Origin of the sequence: Herbaspirillum sp. SJZ107 (genome assembly GCF_006715485.1) — a bacterium.
Classification (GTDB): domain Bacteria; phylum Pseudomonadota; class Gammaproteobacteria; order Burkholderiales; family Burkholderiaceae_D; genus Telluria.
The window spans coordinates 172,044-188,272 of the sequence record NZ_VFNH01000005.1 but is presented as its reverse complement, the minus strand read 5'-3'; the positions used below and the strand labels follow the sequence as shown (position 1 = coordinate 188,272).

General features: G+C 68.5%; 11 protein-coding genes and 1 pseudogene. 9 read left to right on the top strand and 3 right to left on the bottom strand.

The annotated features are described in order from the left end of the window. Entirely contained in the window at positions 1-795 is a 795-nt protein-coding gene (gene eutC / locus FBX97_RS26500; RefSeq protein ID WP_141838428.1) for an ethanolamine ammonia-lyase subunit EutC, read from the top strand. Here the strand turns inward: eutC and FBX97_RS26495 are convergent. Then, a complete protein-coding gene (locus FBX97_RS26495; RefSeq protein ID WP_141838426.1) occupies positions 792-2,789 on the bottom strand; it encodes an ATP-binding protein in 1,998 nt (665 codons plus the stop codon). The two genes, eutC and FBX97_RS26495, sit on opposite strands and share 4 nt — an antisense overlap. A 226-nt stretch (positions 2,790-3,015) precedes the next feature. Here FBX97_RS26495 and FBX97_RS26490 point away from each other — a divergent pair, with 226 nt between their 5' ends. Both FBX97_RS26490 and FBX97_RS26485 read left to right on the top strand, forming a co-directional pair. Next, positions 3,016-5,397: a membrane-bound PQQ-dependent dehydrogenase, glucose/quinate/shikimate family gene (locus FBX97_RS26490; RefSeq protein WP_141838424.1), complete on the top strand. Its 2,382-nt coding sequence runs from the start codon at positions 3,016-3,018 to the stop codon at positions 5,395-5,397. A gap of 69 nt (positions 5,398-5,466) precedes the next feature. Then, positions 5,467-6,794, top strand: a pseudogene (locus FBX97_RS26485) (carbohydrate porin). A 100-nt stretch (positions 6,795-6,894) separates the two neighbouring features. Here the strand turns inward: FBX97_RS26485 and FBX97_RS26480 are convergent. Together FBX97_RS26480 and FBX97_RS26475 are read right to left on the bottom strand one after the other, a co-directional pair. After that, a complete protein-coding gene (locus tag FBX97_RS26480; protein WP_141838971.1) occupies positions 6,895-7,206 on the bottom strand; it encodes an EthD family reductase in 312 nt (103 codons plus the stop codon). Positions 7,207-7,291: 85 nt separating this feature from the next. Then, on the bottom strand, positions 7,292-7,876 hold the full coding sequence (locus tag FBX97_RS26475; protein ID WP_185748766.1) for a TetR/AcrR family transcriptional regulator: 585 nt from the start codon (positions 7,874-7,876) through the stop codon (positions 7,292-7,294). Between the two features lie 179 nt (positions 7,877-8,055). Here FBX97_RS26475 and FBX97_RS26470 point away from each other — a divergent pair, with 179 nt between their 5' ends. The 6 genes from FBX97_RS26470 to FBX97_RS26445 all read left to right on the top strand — a co-directional run bounded on the left by FBX97_RS26470 (position 8,056) and on the right by FBX97_RS26445 (position 16,216). Continuing rightward, a complete protein-coding gene (locus FBX97_RS26470; RefSeq protein ID WP_141838420.1) occupies positions 8,056-10,461 on the top strand; it encodes a membrane-bound PQQ-dependent dehydrogenase, glucose/quinate/shikimate family in 2,406 nt (801 codons plus the stop codon). An 88-nt stretch (positions 10,462-10,549) separates the two neighbouring features. Next, a complete protein-coding gene (locus FBX97_RS26465; RefSeq protein ID WP_255517650.1) occupies positions 10,550-11,878 on the top strand; it encodes a carbohydrate porin in 1,329 nt (442 codons plus the stop codon). A gap of 202 nt (positions 11,879-12,080) precedes the next feature. Continuing rightward, positions 12,081-12,596 (top strand): 2Fe-2S iron-sulfur cluster-binding protein, encoded by a 516-nt coding sequence (locus tag FBX97_RS26460; RefSeq protein ID WP_141838418.1) that lies wholly within the window; start codon positions 12,081-12,083, stop codon positions 12,594-12,596. Further along, positions 12,593-13,579, top strand: a complete 987-nt coding sequence (locus tag FBX97_RS26455) for a xanthine dehydrogenase family protein subunit M (RefSeq protein WP_141838416.1) — start codon at positions 12,593-12,595, stop codon at positions 13,577-13,579. Before FBX97_RS26460 ends, FBX97_RS26455 begins: the two co-directional genes overlap by 4 nt. Next, positions 13,576-15,903 (top strand): xanthine dehydrogenase family protein molybdopterin-binding subunit, encoded by a 2,328-nt coding sequence (locus FBX97_RS26450; RefSeq protein WP_141838414.1) that lies wholly within the window; start codon positions 13,576-13,578, stop codon positions 15,901-15,903. Before FBX97_RS26455 ends, FBX97_RS26450 begins: the two co-directional genes overlap by 4 nt. After that, entirely contained in the window at positions 15,893-16,216 is a 324-nt protein-coding gene (locus FBX97_RS26445) for a hypothetical protein (RefSeq protein WP_141838412.1), read from the top strand. Before FBX97_RS26450 ends, FBX97_RS26445 begins: the two co-directional genes overlap by 11 nt. Positions 16,217-16,229 lie beyond the last annotated feature (13 nt).

The window sequence follows — 16,229 nt, the reverse complement described above, 5'->3', positions numbered from 1 at the left end:
ATGACCGACCCGACCGTCATCGACAACCCCTGGCAGGGGCTGCGCCGCTTCACCGCCGCCCGCATCGCCCTGGGGCGCGCCGGCGTCAGCCAGCCGACCGCATCCCAGCTCGACTTCCAGCTGGCCCACGCCCAGGCGCGCGACGCCGTGCACCAGGCACTGGATGTGGCAGCACTGCGTCGGGGGCTCGCCAAATTGCAACTAACCGATATCGCCCTGCACAGCGCTGCAGGCAGCCGCCAGGTCTACCTGCAGCGCCCCGACCTCGGCCGCCGGCTGGATCCGGCGGCGCGCGCGGCCCTGCAGGCGCAGCACGGTGGGGCATCCGGCTGCGACCTGGCCATCGTGGTGGCCGACGGCCTGTCGGCGCTGGCGATCGAACGCAATGCGCTGCCCTTCCTGCGCGCCTTGCTGCCGCGTGTGCAACAGGAAGGCTGGACGCTGGCGCCGGTGGTCATCGTCGAGCAGGGGCGGGTGGCGGTCGGCGACGAGGCCGGCGAGGTGCTCGGTGCGCGCGCGGTGCTGGTGCTGATCGGCGAGCGTCCCGGCCTCAGTTCGCCCGACAGCATGGGCCTGTACCTGACCTGGGCGCCGCGCGTGGGGCTGACCGACGAGAGCCGCAACTGCGTCTCGAACGTGCGCGCGGCCGGGCTCGGACACGAGGCGGCGGCGGCAAAGCTGCACTACCTGCTGGCGCAGGCATGCCGGCGCGGCCTGACCGGGGTCGCGCTGAAGGACGAATCGGCGGACGAGGGGCTGGCGCCGGCGTCCGCGGACGGCGGTTTCCTGCTCTAGCCTGCCTTGGCAGCCAGCCTGGCCAGCGCGGCGGCCAGGGCTTCGGCATCCACCGGTTTCACGTAGTACTGGTCGAAACCGGCCTCGAAGGCCTTGGCCCGGTCCGCATCCTGGCCGTAGCCCGAGAGGCCGATCAGGGTCGCGTGCCGGGTGCGCTCGCCGGCGCGCAGGGCGCGCGCCAGCGCGAAGCCGTCGAGGTCGGGCAGGCCGATATCCAGGATGCAGACGTCCGGCGCCTCGGCCTCGGCGCGGCGCAGGCCGTCGCGCGCGCTCGAGGTGCTGGCGACCCGGTACCCGAGCGCGGACAGCAGCATGTCCAGCATCATCACCGCATCCTCGTTGTCGTCGACCAGCAGGATCGACAGCGTGCCGGTTGCCTCGTCCAGCAGCGGCTGCGCTTCGCCGGGCGGCACGGCAGCCGCCGCCTCGATGCGCGGCAGGCGGATCGTGAAGCGCGATCCCCGGCCCGGCCCGTCGCTGTCGGCGCGCACGCTGCCGCCGTGCAGCGTCACCAGGCTCTGGACCAGCGCCAGGCCGATACCGAGGCCGCCCTGCGAACGGTCGAGGGTATGGTCGCCCTGGGCAAACAGCTCGAAGGCCCGCGCCAGCAGTTCGGGCGTCATGCCGAGGCCGTCGTCGGCGATGGTGAGCGTGACCGCATCCGCTTCGGCCGCCAGGTCGACCTCGATGGTGCCGCCTTCGGGCGTGAACTTGGCGGCATTGTGCAGCAGGTTGGCCAGCACCTGCACCAGGCGCTTGTGGTCGCCCGACACATACGCCGGCTGCGCCGGCTGGCTGAGGCGCAGGGCGTGGCGGCGCGCCTCGATGCCGGGACGGGCCTGTTCCAGCGCTTCGGCCACGACCTGGCTGGCGTCAAGCGTCACCCGGTCGAGCGTGATCAGGCCGCGCGTCACGCGGGCGACGTCGAGCAACTCGTCGATCAGGCCGCTCATGTGCACCACCTGGCGCGAGATGACGGTGCCGATGCTGCGCAGCTGCTCGTCCTCGCCGCGGCTGCGCAGCAGGGCGGCGGCGCCGATCGGTGCCAGCGGATTGCGCAGTTCGTGGGCCAGCATGGCCAGGAATTCGTCCTTGCGGCGGTCCGCTTCCCTGAGGCTCTCCTCGGCACGGACGCGCGCTTCGATGTCCATCGACACCGCCACCGCGCCGACCAGCTGGCCGGCATCGTCGAGGATGGGCGCCGACGACACCAGCAGTATCCTGCAGTCGGATGCCGAGCCGGGCACCAGTACCTTCAACAGGCAGCGGTCGACGGTGTCGCCGGCCAGCGCGCGGGCCAGCGGCCATTCGCCGGGGCCGATGCGCCGGCCCTCCTGCGTATCGTCGATGAACCAGCCGTGCATGGCGGGGAAATCGATGCGGCCGTCGTCGTAAAAGTAGCCGGCGCCGAACAAGGCTTCGTGCGCGGGATTCCGGTGCAGGACGGTGTGGTCGCGGGCGACCACCAGCACGCCTACCGGCGCCGCGCTCAGCACGCCCGCCAGGTAGGCGCGCGCCGCCTCTGCCTTGCGTGCGCTCACCAGGGCTTCCTGGCGGCTCGTCTCGAGCGCCTGTTCGGCCAGCACCTGGGCGGTGATGTCGATCGTCGTGTGCGAAATGCACAGCAGGGTGCCGTCGGCGCCGTACACCGGCGTGTTGGTGGCGCTCCAGTACATGTCCTGGAACCAGCTGCGACCGTCCTTGTGCATCTCGATCGGATAGTACTGCGCGGCCATGCTCTGGCTGCTGCGGGTGGCGATGGCGGTGGCGATCGACGCGGCCAGCGACTGCACGCCGACGTCGTTGGGGTCGTCGGGATTGTTGGGAAACACCTCGAACAGGGGACGGCCGAGCACATCTTCGCGGCGGCGCGATACCGAGCGCAAAAAGGCGTCGTTGACCGCAAGGATGTCGAGCCTGGCCGTCGGCGCCAGCAGGTACTGGCCGATCGGAGAATGATCGAAGGCAGCGGCGAAGATCGGATCGTTCAACATGGAATGCAGGCGTATTCAATCGGGCATTCTGCCGCATATCGCCGAACGCCGGCGCACTATTGTCGGGCGCGGCTGGCGGTCTTGTGCCGGGTCCGGTCCGCGTGCGGCGCGCTGGATTTTGCGTACGCCGTATATTCTGACCCGATTCGCATGCTTCGCGCGCCGCCGAAACCATGCCCGACCGTGCCAGCAACCGTCCGCGACGCAACGACAGTTCGAGGTCAGCATGTCCAGGGAAACGGATTCGATGGGGTGGGTCGGCGTGGTCAGCCTATGGTTCGCCGCGCTGACGGGACTGTATCTGCTGGCCGGCGGCGCATGGCTGCTGGCGCTGGGCGGATCGGTATATTACGTCGTGGCCGGCGTCGTCCTGCTGGGCGTGGCGTGGCTGCTGGTGCGCCGCAGGCCGGGCGCACTGGGGCTGTATGCGCTGCTGCTGGCCGGTACGGCGATCTGGTCGCTGTGGGAAGCCGGCCCCGACTTCTGGGCGCTGGCGCCGCGCTCGGGTGTGCTGGTCATGTTCGGCGTGTGGCTGCTGCTCGCATACTGGCGCCGCGCGGCGCCGGGGCTGGACCGGTTCCCGCTGCTGGGCGCGCTCGTGCTGTGGGCCGGCGTGCTGGTGTATGCAGGCTTCAACGACCCGCAAACCGTGAACGGCGGCTTTGCCGCGCCGGCGGCCGCCGGCATGCGTACCGGCGCGGTGGCGGCGGACGGCATCGCCGCTTCCGAATGGCCGGCCTACGGCCGCACGCAGGGAGGCACGCGCTATGCGCCGCTGCCGCAGATCACGCCCGACAACGTGAAGAACCTGCAGGTGGCCTGGACCTTCCGCACCGGCGACATGAAGGGGCCGAACGATCCGGTCGAGATCACCGACGAGGTCACGCCGATCAAGGTCGGCAACCTGCTGTACCTGTGTTCGCCGCACCAGATCGTGTTCGCGCTCGATGCCCGGACCGGGACGCTGAAATGGAAATTCGATCCCGGCCTGAAGACCGATCCGACCTTCCAGCACGTTACCTGCCGCGGCGTCTCCTACGTCGATCTCGGGGCCGGCGCCCCCGCCAGCGACGGCGCCGCTGCCGCCTGCACGCGCCGCATCATCCTGCCGGTCAACAACGGCCACCTGTACGCGCTCGATGCGCTCACCGGCGCCCGCTGCAGCGATTTTGCCGACCGCGGCGAACTCGACCTGCAGCTTGGTATGCCGGTGAGTAACCAGCCACGCAACATGTACATGCCCACCTCGCCGCCGATCGTGACCGACAGGGTGATCGTGGTGGCCGGCTCGGTCGAAGACAACTACTCGACGCGCGAACCCTCGGGCGTGATCCGCGGCTACGACGTTCGCAGCGGCGCCTTGCTGTGGGCCTTCGATCCGGCGGCGCCGGACCCGAACCGGATTCCGGGTCCGGGCGAGCACTACACCTGGAATTCGCCGAACGCCTGGGCGCCGGCCGCCTACGACAAGGCGCTCGACATCGTCTACGTGCCGATGGGCGTGGGCACGCCGGACATCTGGGGCGGCAACCGCACGCCGGTGCAGGAGCGCTACGCCAACGGCCTGCTGGCACTGCACGCCACGACCGGCAAGCTGGCCTGGTTCTACCAGACCGTCCACCATGACCTGTGGGACATGGACCTGCCGTCGCAGCCGACGCTGGCCGATATTCCCGCCAAGGACGGTGCCATCGTGCCGGTCGTGTACGCGCCGACCAAGACCGGCAACCTGTTCGTGCTCGACCGCCGCAACGGCGCCCTGGTCGTGCCCGCGCCCGAACGGCCGGTGCCGCAGGGCGCCGCACCCGGCGACCGTACTTCGCCGACCCAGCCGTTTTCCGAGCTTACCTTCCGTCCGTCGCAGCCGCTCAGCGGCGCCGACATGTGGGGCGCCACCATCTACGACCAGCTGGTGTGCCGCATCATCTTCCACCGGCTGCGCTACGAAGGCATCTTCACGCCGCCCTCGACCCAGGGCACGCTGGTCTTCCCCGGCAACCTCGGCATGTTCGAATGGGGCGGCCTCGCCGTCGACACCGACCGCCACATCGCCATCGCCAACCCGATCGCGCTGCCGTTCGTCTCGACCCTGGTGCCGCGCGGCCCCGACAATCCGGTGGAGCCAAAGCCGGGCACGAAAAGCGGCGGCTCCGAACTGGGCCTGCAGACGCAATACGGGGTGCCGTTCGGCGTGACGCTGAATCCTTTTCTTTCGCCCATCGGCCTGCCATGCAAGCAGCCGGCCTGGGGCTACATGGCGGCGATCGACCTGAAGACCAATCGCATCGTCTGGAAACAGCGCATCGGCACGGTGCGCGACAGCGCGCCGGTCCCGCTGCCGTTCAGGATGGGCATGCCGATGCTGGGCGGCCCGATCGTGACGGCCGGCGGCGTCGCCTTCATCAGCGCGACCGCGGATTACTACCTGCGCGCCTTCGACGTCAACAACGGCAGGCTGCTGTGGCAGGCACGCCTGCCGGCCGGCGGCCAGGCCACGCCGATGAGCTATGCGGTGGACGGCAAGCAGTATGTCGTGATCGCCGCGGGCGGACACGGCTCCTTCGGCACCAGGATGGGCGACTATGTGATTGCCTACGCGCTGCCCTGAATCTGAACTCTCGGGCTGCGAGGCACTCCAACCTGTCATGTGAAGACCCGCTGGCACCAGCTTCCGACCATGGCTACGCATGACAGGCACGCATTGGCCAGACATCTACTGGCCAGGCTCGGTATCCTTGCCGCGGCGTCGCTGGGCGCCACCCACGCCCACGCGCAGGACCTCGCAACCCGGCCCTGGCTGCTGGGCGACTGGGGCGGCGAGCGCACCCGGCTGGCCGAGCGCGGCATCGACTTCAATTTCGGTTACGGCACCGAACTGGCCCATAACGCCAGCGGCGGCACCCGCCACCTGACGCGCTATACGACCAATGGACCTTCGGCACCACGCTGGATCTCGACAAGGGCTGGGGCTGGCATGGCGGCACCTTCCAGTTCACCATGACCGACCGCAACGGCAAGGACCTCGGCGCCGACGCCGGCATCGGCAACAGCCAGCTGATCCAGGAAGTCTGGGGCCGCGGCCAGACCTGGCACCTGACGCAGCTATGGCTGGACCAGAAGCTGCTCGACGACCGCCTCCAGGTCAAGTTCGGCCGCCTGACCATGGGCGAGGATTTCTTCAGTTTTTCCTGTTTCTTCCAGAACCTGAGCTTCTGCGGCGCGCAGCCGGGCAACCTGGTGGGCGACTACTGGGTCAACTGGCCGACCAGCCGCTGGGGCGTGCGCCTCAAGTACCACCCGACGGTGGACAGCTACGTCCAGTTCGGTGCCTACCAGGTCAGCCCGAAGTATGTGGACGACCGGTATCAGCGCCGCAACGGCTGGGCACCCAATATCCCGGGCGGCACCACCGGCGCGCTGATGCCGCTGGAGGCGGGCTGGCAGCCGCGCTGGCACGGCCTGCCCGGCGTCTACATGGCCGGCCTCTGGTACAACACCTCGGACGGCGACGATTTGTACCTGGACGTGAACCGCAACCCGCGCGGCCTCACCGGCCTCGACGCGCTCCAGCGCAAGGGGCAGTACGGCGGCTACTTCAGCCTGCAGCAGCAGGTGAGCGGCGTCGCCGACGGCCGCGGCGCGACGCTGTTCCTCAACTTTACCCAGGCCGACCGCAAGACGGCGCGCCTGGACCGCCAGCTGACGCTGGGGGTGCTGCTGCGCGAACCGTTCGAGGGCAGGGTGAAGGACACGGTCGGCGTGGCCATCGGTGCCACCCACAGCAACCCGCGCTTCGCAGATGCCGTGGCGCAGGACAATGGCCGCACCGGCCAGGATGTGGTCGCGGGCCGCAGCTACGAATACGTGGGCGAGGTGTATTACTCGTGGGTGCCGGCGACCTCGATCTACCTGCGTCCGAACCTGCAATACATCCTGCATCCCGGCGGGACGACCCGCAACAGCAATGCCTTCATCATCGGCCTGAAAGCCAGCCTCACCTTTTAGAGCGCCAAACAAAACCTCCATGGCGGCGTTGCATCGTCTCGCCGTACTAGCGTACTGTCTTCGACGCTGCGCCTTGCCCTGGAGGTCTTGTTAGGCGCTCTTAGGCCACGACTTCGCTGATCTGCTGCACCGGCGTCACGTTGGTGAAATTGGCGATGTCGGCGGCGAGTTCCGCCGCATGCGGCCCGATGCCGGTCATGAGCGCGTCGATCGAATCGCAATACACGTGGCACATGGCGATATAGGCGGGCGCGCTGCCGGGAGCGACGCCGCTCACGCCTTTATCGATGCTGTAGGAATTGCAGTAGCCGCCCATGCGTTCCTTGAGCAGGGGCATGTGCACGTCGCGGTAATACGCGTGGTTGAAGTGGGCATCCGGACGGTAGGGATACATTACGCTGAGCTTGATCATCATGTGCTTTCGAGACAGGCGCCGGGGTGGCGCGACCCGGCGATTATGCCGCCTCGTCCGAAAACGTGCCCGCCAGCGTCCCGGTTCACTTGGTGCGTTCGCAAAAGATGAAGCGCAGGATCGCCTCGATGCGCCGCGCCTGCTCCTCGGGCGTGAACGGCTCGTCCATGCCGAGCGCGAGCACGCGTTGGCGCTCGGCCGAGGCCATGGTCAGCACCAGGTCGGCCGTCATGACGGGATCGGCGGCCGGGCAGAAGTCCTTGTCCTGCATCCGCTTCAGCCAGGCGGCGAGCTGCTGCAACCCGTGTTCGTTGCGGCTGCGGTAATAGGCTTCGCCGATCGCCGGGTAGCGGCTGCGCTCGCGGATGGCGATCACATACGCCCCCACCGCCTGGGGGCCGCAGGCGAAGCTGACCCACTCGTTCAGGAAGGATGCGAGCACCGCGCGCGCACCGGCCGTGTCGGCCACGGGGGCATCCAGCATGGTGGTGGCGACCTGGGCACCGTGGCGGATCACGTGGCCGATCAGCTGCTCCTTGCTGGGCACGACGGTGTACACGGTTTTCTTGGACACCTTGGCGCGCTGCGCCACCTGGGCCACGCTGAGGTCGGCGTCGGCGGCCTGTTCGTTCAGGATGTCGACCGCCGCCTGGACCAAGCGGTCCAGCAATTGTTCAGGTGTATTACTGATGGGACGGCCTACTTTGGGCCGTTCTGTGTTGTTCATGGTCTCCCCTATGCAGAGTCTGGCAAGGCGCGTGTTTCAATATATTTACGAAACCGTGCGGTTTACATATTATGTCCAGCGGCCTATGATAGCAACCGTAATAAGCTTCCCATAGGAATTCCGTGTCTACTTCATCAAGGTCCGGGCCGTTACTGGCTGTTACCGGATCGGTTTTCGTTGTTCTCGGCGTCGTGCTGCTGTGCGGTGGCGCCTATCTCGCGAGCCTGGGTGGCTCGCTGTACTACCTGCTGGCCGGTCTCGGCCTGGCCGCGACGGGCGTGCTGGTGTTCCGGGGACGCCGCGCGGCGCTCGGCCTGCTGTCCCTGGTCCTGATCGTCACCATCGTCTGGTCCGTCGTCGAAGTCAGATTCGACTGGTGGCAGCTGCTGCCGCGCCTGGATATCTGGTTCGCCGCCGCCGTCTGGCTGCTGCTGCCCTTCGTCGACCGCCGTCTCGGCAAGGAAGCGGCAGGGGCCGACGCCGGCCGCAAGGCCCTGTTCGCATCGGTCGCGGCCACGCTGGTGGTCGGCGCGATCGCACTGGGCCAGGATTACCATGACCTGCATGGCGAGATGCCGCAGCAGAACATGGCCGCCACCGGCGCGGCCGACACCGCCGGCGTCGCGGCGGGCGACTGGTCCGCCTACGGCCACTCGGGCCACGGCGACCGCTACACGCCCGCCGCCCAGATCACCCCGGCCAATGCCGGCCGCCTGACGCAGGCGTGGAGCTACCATACCGGCGACTTCAAGGGTCCCACCGATCCGGGCGAAATCGCCAACGAAGTCACGCCGATCAAGGTGAACGGCATGCTGTACATGTGCACGCCGCACAATATCGTGATCGCGCTGAACCCGGACACCGGCAAGGAAATCTGGCGCCACGATCCCAAGATCAACCGCGACGCCGCCGGCTACCAGCACATGATCTGCCGCGGCGTCTCCTACTGGGACGCGAACGCGCCGGCGCCGGGCAGCACGCCGCGCGCTGACGCCGCCACCATGGAATGCCCGCGCCGCATCCTGGCGCCGACCATGGACGGTACCTTGATCGCCGTCAATGCCGATACCGGCGAGACCTGCAAATCCTTCGGCGACAACGGCGTCGTCGACCTGTACAAGGGCCATCCGGTGAAACGGCGCGGCATGCTGATGCCGACCTCGCCGCCGGCGGTCGCCCGGAACATGGTCGTGATGGCGGCCAGCGTGACCGACAACGAGTCGACCGACGAACCTTCTGGCGTGATCCGCGGCTACGACCCGGTAAGCGGCAAGCTGGTGTGGAACTGGGACCCGGCCCGTCCGGACGAGACCAATCCGCTGACCGAAGGCGAAACCTACGTCCGCAACTCGCCCAATTCCTGGGGCGTGTCGAGCATCGACGAAAAGCTGGGCATGGTCTATATCCCGATGGGCAACGAGACGCCGGACACCTGGGGCGGCCGCCGCAACAAGAACGGCGAGCGCTTCAACAGCGCCATCGTGGCGCTGGACCTGGCCACCGGCAAGCTGAAGTGGGTCTACCAGACCGTGCACCACGACATCTGGGACATGGACATCGGCGGCCAGCCGACCCTGGTCGACATCGATACCCCGAAGGGCAAGGTGCCGTCGCTGGTGGCGACCACCAAGACCGGCAACATCTTCGTGATCGACCGCCGCGACGGTTCGCTGGTGGTGCCGGCCCCGGAAAAGCCGGTACCGACCGATCACGTCGCCGCCGGCGACCACGTGTCGCCGACCCAGCCGTTCTCGGCCCTGAGCTTCCTGCCCGAGCGTAACATCAGCGAAACCGACATGTGGGGCACCACGCCGTTCGACCAGATGGCTTGCCGCATCATCTTCAAGAACCACCGCTACCAGGGTCCGTTCACGCCGCAGACCGTCGGCGAACCGGGCAAGGGCGCGATCATTTCCCCGGGCCCGCTCGGCATCTTCGAATGGGGCGGCGCCACCGTCGATCCGGTGCGCCAGATCCTGATCGTCAATCCGGACTACATGGGCTTCCAGGAACGCCTGGTGCCGCGCGCACTCGCCAACGCCAAGGGCGGCACCGGCGGCGAAATGGGCCTGCAGCCGCAGAGCGGCGTCCCGTTCGCGGTCGAGATCAAGCCCTTCCTGTCGCCACTGGGCTTCCCTTGCCAGGCACCGCCGTGGGGCTACGTGGCCGCGGTCGACCTGAAGACCATGAAGAAAGTCTGGATGCACAAGAACGGCACCACCCGCGACAGCGCACCGGTCCCGATCGCGCTGCCGCTGGGCGTGCCCAGCCTGGGCGGCATGATGACCACCGGCGGCGGCGTGACCTTCCTCAGCAGCGCACTCGACTACTACATCCGCGGCTATGACGTCAGCAACGGCAAGGTGGTGTGGAAAGCGCGCCTGCCGGCCGGCGGCCAGGCCACCCCGATGAGCTACGTGTCCGACAAGACCGGCAAGCAATACGTGGTGGTGATGGCCGGCGGCCACGGCTCGCTCGGCACCAGCATGGGCGACGAGGTCGTGGCCTTCGCCCTGCCGGACAAATAAGCACCCATCGAGTAACAACCCCACCTCGTTATCAAGGCGGCCCTGCGCAACACCGGCAGGGCCGCCGCATTACTGCATCGAAAGCACCATGAACATCCATTCGCGCCTCACCCCGATGGCCTCGGCCGTCGCCGTTCTCTTCCCCGTCCTGACCGCCATGCTGGCGCCGCACACCGCCGCCGCGGCCGACCTCGACGGCAGTCCCTACCTGCTCGGCGACTGGAACGGCCAGCGTACCCGCCTGGCCGAACAGGGTGTCACCTTCCGCCTCGGCTACGTGTCCGAAATCGCAGGCAACACGTCGGGCGGCGACGACAAGAAAATCCGCAACAGCGACCAATGGCTGTTCGGCTCCACACTGGACCTGGGCAAGCTGTGGGGCTGGCAGGGCGCCAGGTTCCGCGTCGACATCACCAACCGTAACGGCCACAATCTGAGCAGCGACGCCGGCCTCGGCACCTTCCAGCAGGTGCAGGAAGTCTACGGCCGCGGCCAGACCTGGCGCCTGACCAATTTCTACCTGCAGCAATCGCTGCTGGACGACCGGCTGCGGCTGAAATTCGGCCGCATGCCGATCGGCAGCGACTTCGCCGGCTTCTCGTGCGACTTCCAGAACCTGACGTTCTGCGGTTCGCAGCCGGGCAACATCGTCGGCAGCTACTGGGGCAACTGGCCGGTCAGCGTCTGGGCCGGCGTGGCCAGGCTGAACACCTCGGCGCACACCTACCTGGCGGGCGGCGTGTACCAGGTCAATCCGGCCTATTTCGACGACGACCACGCCGTGCACCAGGGCCTGTACCCGAACAATCCGCGCGGCACCACCGGCGCCCTGGTCCCGGTCGAATTCGACTGGCTGCCGAGCGTCAAGGGCCTGCCGGGCAGCTACAAGGTCGGGGTCTGGTACAACACCTCGGACAGCGCCGACCTGATGCTGGACCAGGACCGCCGGCCACTGGGCACGACCGACGTAGGCGCCCTGCAGCGCGGCGGCGCCTACGGCGGCTACATCAACTTCCAGCAGCAGGTGACGGGCACCGCCGGGGGCAGGGGCGTCACCGTGTTCCTGAATGCGTCGCAGGCCGACAAGTTCACGGCCGCCACCGACAGCCAGGTGGCACTCGGCATGGAACTCAAGGGCGTGGGCGAGCGTGCGCGCGACATGGTCGGTCTGGCCATCGGCGCCACCCATGGCAATGGCCGCTACGCCGGCTACCAGCGTAACCATAACCGCATTTATCCGAATGCGACGGTGGTGGTCAGCGACGGCTACGAAGTGGCAGCCGAGGCGTTCTACAGCTGGTCGCCGCTGCCTTCCCTGAGCGTGCGTCCGAACCTGCAGTTCATCAAGCATCCGGGTGGCAGCGCGCAGAACGCGGATGCGGTGGTGCTCGGCCTGAAGACGCTGGTGGCGTTCTGATTGTCGCGCGGGGCAACAAGCGCTACCATGAGGCGGCGCCCAGCCGTAACCGGCTGTCGGCGTGAGCTTGCGCTGCAGGTTCTGATAACAGGATGTCCATCCGATCTGGGTCAAGGACTGCGTAAAACCCCAGGGTAATCCGGGTGTCTGTCCGGTCAAAGCACGAAGTTTCCTGCTTTTCCCTAGCGAAAGGACGTACGTCATGCCCCTGCCCGCGAGCATCACCATCAATGGCGTCGCCACGCCGTTGCCCGACGACCCCCGCGTTTCCCTGCTGGACCTGCTGCGCGAGCACCTGCAGCTGTCCGGCACCAAGAAGGGCTGCAACCAGGGCGCCTGCGGCGCCTGCACCGTGCTGGTCGACGGCGAACGCATCCTGTCCTGCCTGGCGCTGGCGGTGCAGTATGCGGGCCGCTCGGTCACCTCGATCGAGGGCCTGGCCGGCAGCGAAGGCCTGCACCCGCTGCAGCAGGCCTTCGTCGAGCACGACGGCTTCCAGTGCGGCTATTGCACGCCCGGCCAGATCTGTTCGGCGATCGGCATGGCGGCCGAACTGCGGCGCGGCGTGCCGAGCTACGTCACCGCCGACATCGCCGCCGCGTCGATCGACTTCAGCCACGACGAAGTGCGCGAGCGCATGAGCGGCAACCTGTGCCGCTGCGGCGCCTACAACGGCATCGTCGCCGCCATCACCGAGACCGTCGGGGAGGCGCCATGACCCCCTTCACCTTTGCCCGCGCCGCCGACGCACCCGAGGCGATCCGGCTGGGCGCGGCGCCCGGCGCCCGCTACCTCGGCGGCGGCACCAATCTGGTCGACCTGATGCGCGAGACGATCGAGCGCCCGGCGGCGCTGGTCGACGTCACCGGCCTCGCCACCGCCATCGAGGAGCGCGCCGACGGCAGCCTGCTGATCGGCGCCGCCGCCAGGAACACGGCGCTGGCCGAGCATCCGGCGGTGCGCACCCGCTATCCGCTGCTGTCGCGCGCCATCGTGGCCGGGGCTTCGGCCCAGATCCGCAACATGGCGACCGTCGGCGGCAACCTGCTGCAGCGCACCCGCTGCACCTATTTTTATGACGACGACGGCGCGCGCTGCAACAAGCGCGCGCCGGGCCAGGGCTGCGACGCGATCGACGGCTTCAACCGCATCCATGCGGTGCTCGGTGCGTCGGATGCCTGCGTGGCCACCCACCCGTCCGACATGTGCGTGGCGCTGGCCGCGCTCGGCGCCATCGTGCACCTGGACGGGCCGCAGGGCACGCGCAGCCTGGCGCTGACCGACCTGCACCGCCTGCCCGAAGACCACCCGGAACTCGACACGGTGCTGGCGCCGGGCGAACTCGTCACCGCGGTCGAATTGCCGGCGCTGCCGTTCGCGGCCCATTCCAGTTACCGCAAGGTGCGCGACCGTTCCAGCTATGCGTTCGCGCTGGTGTCGGTGGCGGCCGCCATCGACGTCGACGGCGGCGTGGTGCGCGACGTGCGCCTGGCGCTGGGCGGCGTCGCCCATAAACCCTGGCGCGCCTGGACTGCGGAAAACGCCCTGAAGGGCCAGCCGGCCAGCACCGACAGCTTCCGCGCCGCCGCCGCGGCCGAACTGGCCGCGGCCAGGCCGCTGCGTGACAACGCCTTCAAGATCGCACTCGCGCAGCGCACCATTGTCGCCGTGCTGGAAAGCCTCACCGGGAGACAGCCATGAACATCATCAAGGAAGCCGCGCAGCAGGTCATGAAGAAGGCGGTCGAGCTGGCGCCGGATGCCTGGATGCCGGGCGGGAAATCCGACCCGCTGCTGGAGCACCGCGAGGGCTACATCGGCATGCCGGTCTCGCGCCTGGACGGTGCGGATAAAGTGCAGGGCAGGGCGCCGTTCGCGGCCGAATTCCCGCTCGAGGGGCTGGCGTATGCGGCCCTGGTCTACAGCACGGTGCCCAAAGGCCGCATCGCCACGCTCGATACCACCGCCGCCGAAAGCGCGCCCGGCGTGGTGCTGGTGATGACCCACAAGAACGCGCCGACGATGAAACCGATGCCGCTGTTCCTGACGGCGGAAAAGGCGGCGGCCGGCGAAGGCTTGCCGGTGTTCCAGGACGACCGGGTGCACTACAACGGCCAGCCGGTGGCGCTGGTGCTGGCCGAGACCCAGGAACAGGCCGACCATGCCAAGTCGCTGATCCGCGTGACCTGGCTCACCGAGGCCGCGGTCACCTCGCTGGACGCGGCCAAGGCCAGGGGTTCGGCGCCGGGCGCGTTCATGGGTGAACCGCTCAAGAAGGAAGTCGGCGATGCCGAGCGGGCGCTGGCCGATGCCCTGTACAAGGTCGACGCGACCTACACGACGCCGCGCTACAACCACAACGCGATCGAGCTGCACGCGGCGACGGTGGCGTGGGAGGGCGACACCCTGCGTATCCACGATGCGACCCAGGCCGTGGCGCACACGGCATGGTCGATGGCGCAGGTTTTCGGCCTGAAGGAGGAACAGGTGCACGTCAGCTCGCCATTTGTCGGCGGCGGCTTCGGCGGCAAGGCGATGTGGCGCCACCAGGTGCTGGCCGCGGCGGCGTCGAAGCTGGCCGGACGGCCGGTGCGCATCATGCTGTCGCGCGAGGGCGTGTACCGCGTCGTGGGCGGCCGCACGCTGACCGAGCAGCGGGTCGCCATCGGCGCCGATGGCGATGGCAATTTCGACGCCATCATCCACACCGGCGTGGTGCCGATGGCGGCGCATAACAACTTCCCCGAACCCTTCATCCTGGCGACCAAATGCCTGTATGGGGCCGCCAGCTTCAAGCTCGACGTCGAAACCGTGCGCATGGACGGCCTGGCCAATACCTTCATGCGCGCGCCGGGGGAGGCGGTCGGCACCTTTGCGCTCGAATGCGCGGTAGACGAACTGGCCGCCCTGATGGAACGCGATCCGGTCGAGCTGCGCATCACCAACGAACCCGCGAAAGACCCGATCGAAGGCACGCCGTTCTCGTCGCGCCACATCGTCGAGGCCTGGCGCATGGGCGCCGAGCGCTTCGGCTGGCTGGAGCGCCAGCCGAAGCCGCGCATGCGCCGCGAAGGCGAATGGCTGGTCGGCATGGGCTGCGCCACCGCCACCTATCCGTACCACCGCATGCCCGGCGGCGCCGCGCGCATCACGCTCACGAAGGAGGGACGGGCGCGCGTGGAATTCGCGGCGCACGAGATGGGCATGGGCACCTCGACCACGCATGCGATGGTGGCGGCCGAGCGCCTCGGCCTGCCGCTCGAAAACGTCAGCGTGGCCTATGGCGACTCGACCCTGCCGGGTGTGATCCTGGCCGGCGGCTCGCAGCAGACGGCCTCTGTCGGCCATGCCATCATCGAGGCGCAGCGCGCCCTGGTCCACGAACTCCTGACACTGGCCGGCAAGGAATCGCCGCTGCACGGCCTGAAGCCGGAACAGGTGGCCGCGCACAACAGCGGGCTGTGCAAGGCGGACGAGCCGGGCCGCTTCGCCAGCTACGCCACGCTGCTCGAGCAGGCCGGCCGCGACGCCGTCAGCGCCGAGGGCAGCGCGCCGCCGCCGCTGGAGTACATGCACTGGTCGATGCATTCCTTCGGCGCGATCTTCTGCGAAGCCCGCGTCAACGTCGTGACTGGCGAGCCGCGCGTCACCCGCTTGCTGGGCGCCTTCGACTGCGGCCGCGTCATCAATCCGAAGACGGCAACCAGCCAGTTCCGCGGCGGCATGATCATGGGGATGGGCATGGCGCTGATGGAGGAAACCCAGTTCGACGAGCGCAACGGCCGCATCATGAATCCGAGCCTGGCCGAGTACCACGTGCCGGTGCACCTGGACGTGCCGGAGATCGACATCATGTGGACCGATATTCCCGATCCGCATGCCCCGGTCGGCGCGCGCGGGATCGGAGAGATCGGGATCACCGGCACCAGCGCGGCGGTCGCGAACGCCATCTACAATGCCTGTGGCGTGCGCGTGCGCGATTTGCCGATCACGCTCGACAAGCTGGGCGGGTTCGATGACGCCTGAGCCGCCCAGCAGCGATACGCTGTCCCGCATCCGCGCCCTGGTCGGCGACGCCGCCTGCACCGACGCCGCCCAGTGCCACACGCTGGCGCTCGGCGCGCGCCCGGGCGGCGGACCGCAGGCTTACCTGGCCTGGTCGAGCGCGTGTACCGATGGCGCCGCGCTGGCGCTGCTCGCCGAACAGTTCCGGCAGGAGCGCCTGGCGGAGATTGCCGCTTCCGGCGAACTGTCGGACTGCCGCTTCCTGCCCGATCCCGGGGCCGTGTGCCGCGCGGGGACCTGCCGCTTGAACCAGCCTGGCCCGGATGCGGCATAAAAAAACAGCCCAC

Excerpts from the sequence above, each read along its gene's own strand:
- eutC (WP_141838428.1), top strand. The coding sequence starts at position 1 with ATGACCGACCCGACCGTCATCGACAACCCCTGGCAGGGGCTGCGCCGC.
- FBX97_RS26495 (WP_141838426.1), bottom strand. The coding sequence starts at position 2,789 with ATGTTGAACGATCCGATCTTCGCCGCTGCCTTCGATCATTCTCCGATC.
- FBX97_RS26490 (WP_141838424.1), top strand. The coding sequence starts at position 3,016 with ATGTCCAGGGAAACGGATTCGATGGGGTGGGTCGGCGTGGTCAGCCTA.
- FBX97_RS26480 (WP_141838971.1), bottom strand. The coding sequence starts at position 7,206 with ATGATCAAGCTCAGCGTAATGTATCCCTACCGTCCGGATGCCCACTTC.
- FBX97_RS26465 (WP_255517650.1), top strand. The coding sequence starts at position 10,550 with ATGAACATCCATTCGCGCCTCACCCCGATGGCCTCGGCCGTCGCCGTT.
- FBX97_RS26460 (WP_141838418.1), top strand. The coding sequence starts at position 12,081 with ATGCCCCTGCCCGCGAGCATCACCATCAATGGCGTCGCCACGCCGTTG.
- FBX97_RS26455 (WP_141838416.1), top strand. The coding sequence starts at position 12,593 with ATGACCCCCTTCACCTTTGCCCGCGCCGCCGACGCACCCGAGGCGATC.
- FBX97_RS26450 (WP_141838414.1), top strand. The coding sequence starts at position 13,576 with ATGAACATCATCAAGGAAGCCGCGCAGCAGGTCATGAAGAAGGCGGTC.
- FBX97_RS26445 (WP_141838412.1), top strand. The coding sequence starts at position 15,893 with ATGACGCCTGAGCCGCCCAGCAGCGATACGCTGTCCCGCATCCGCGCC.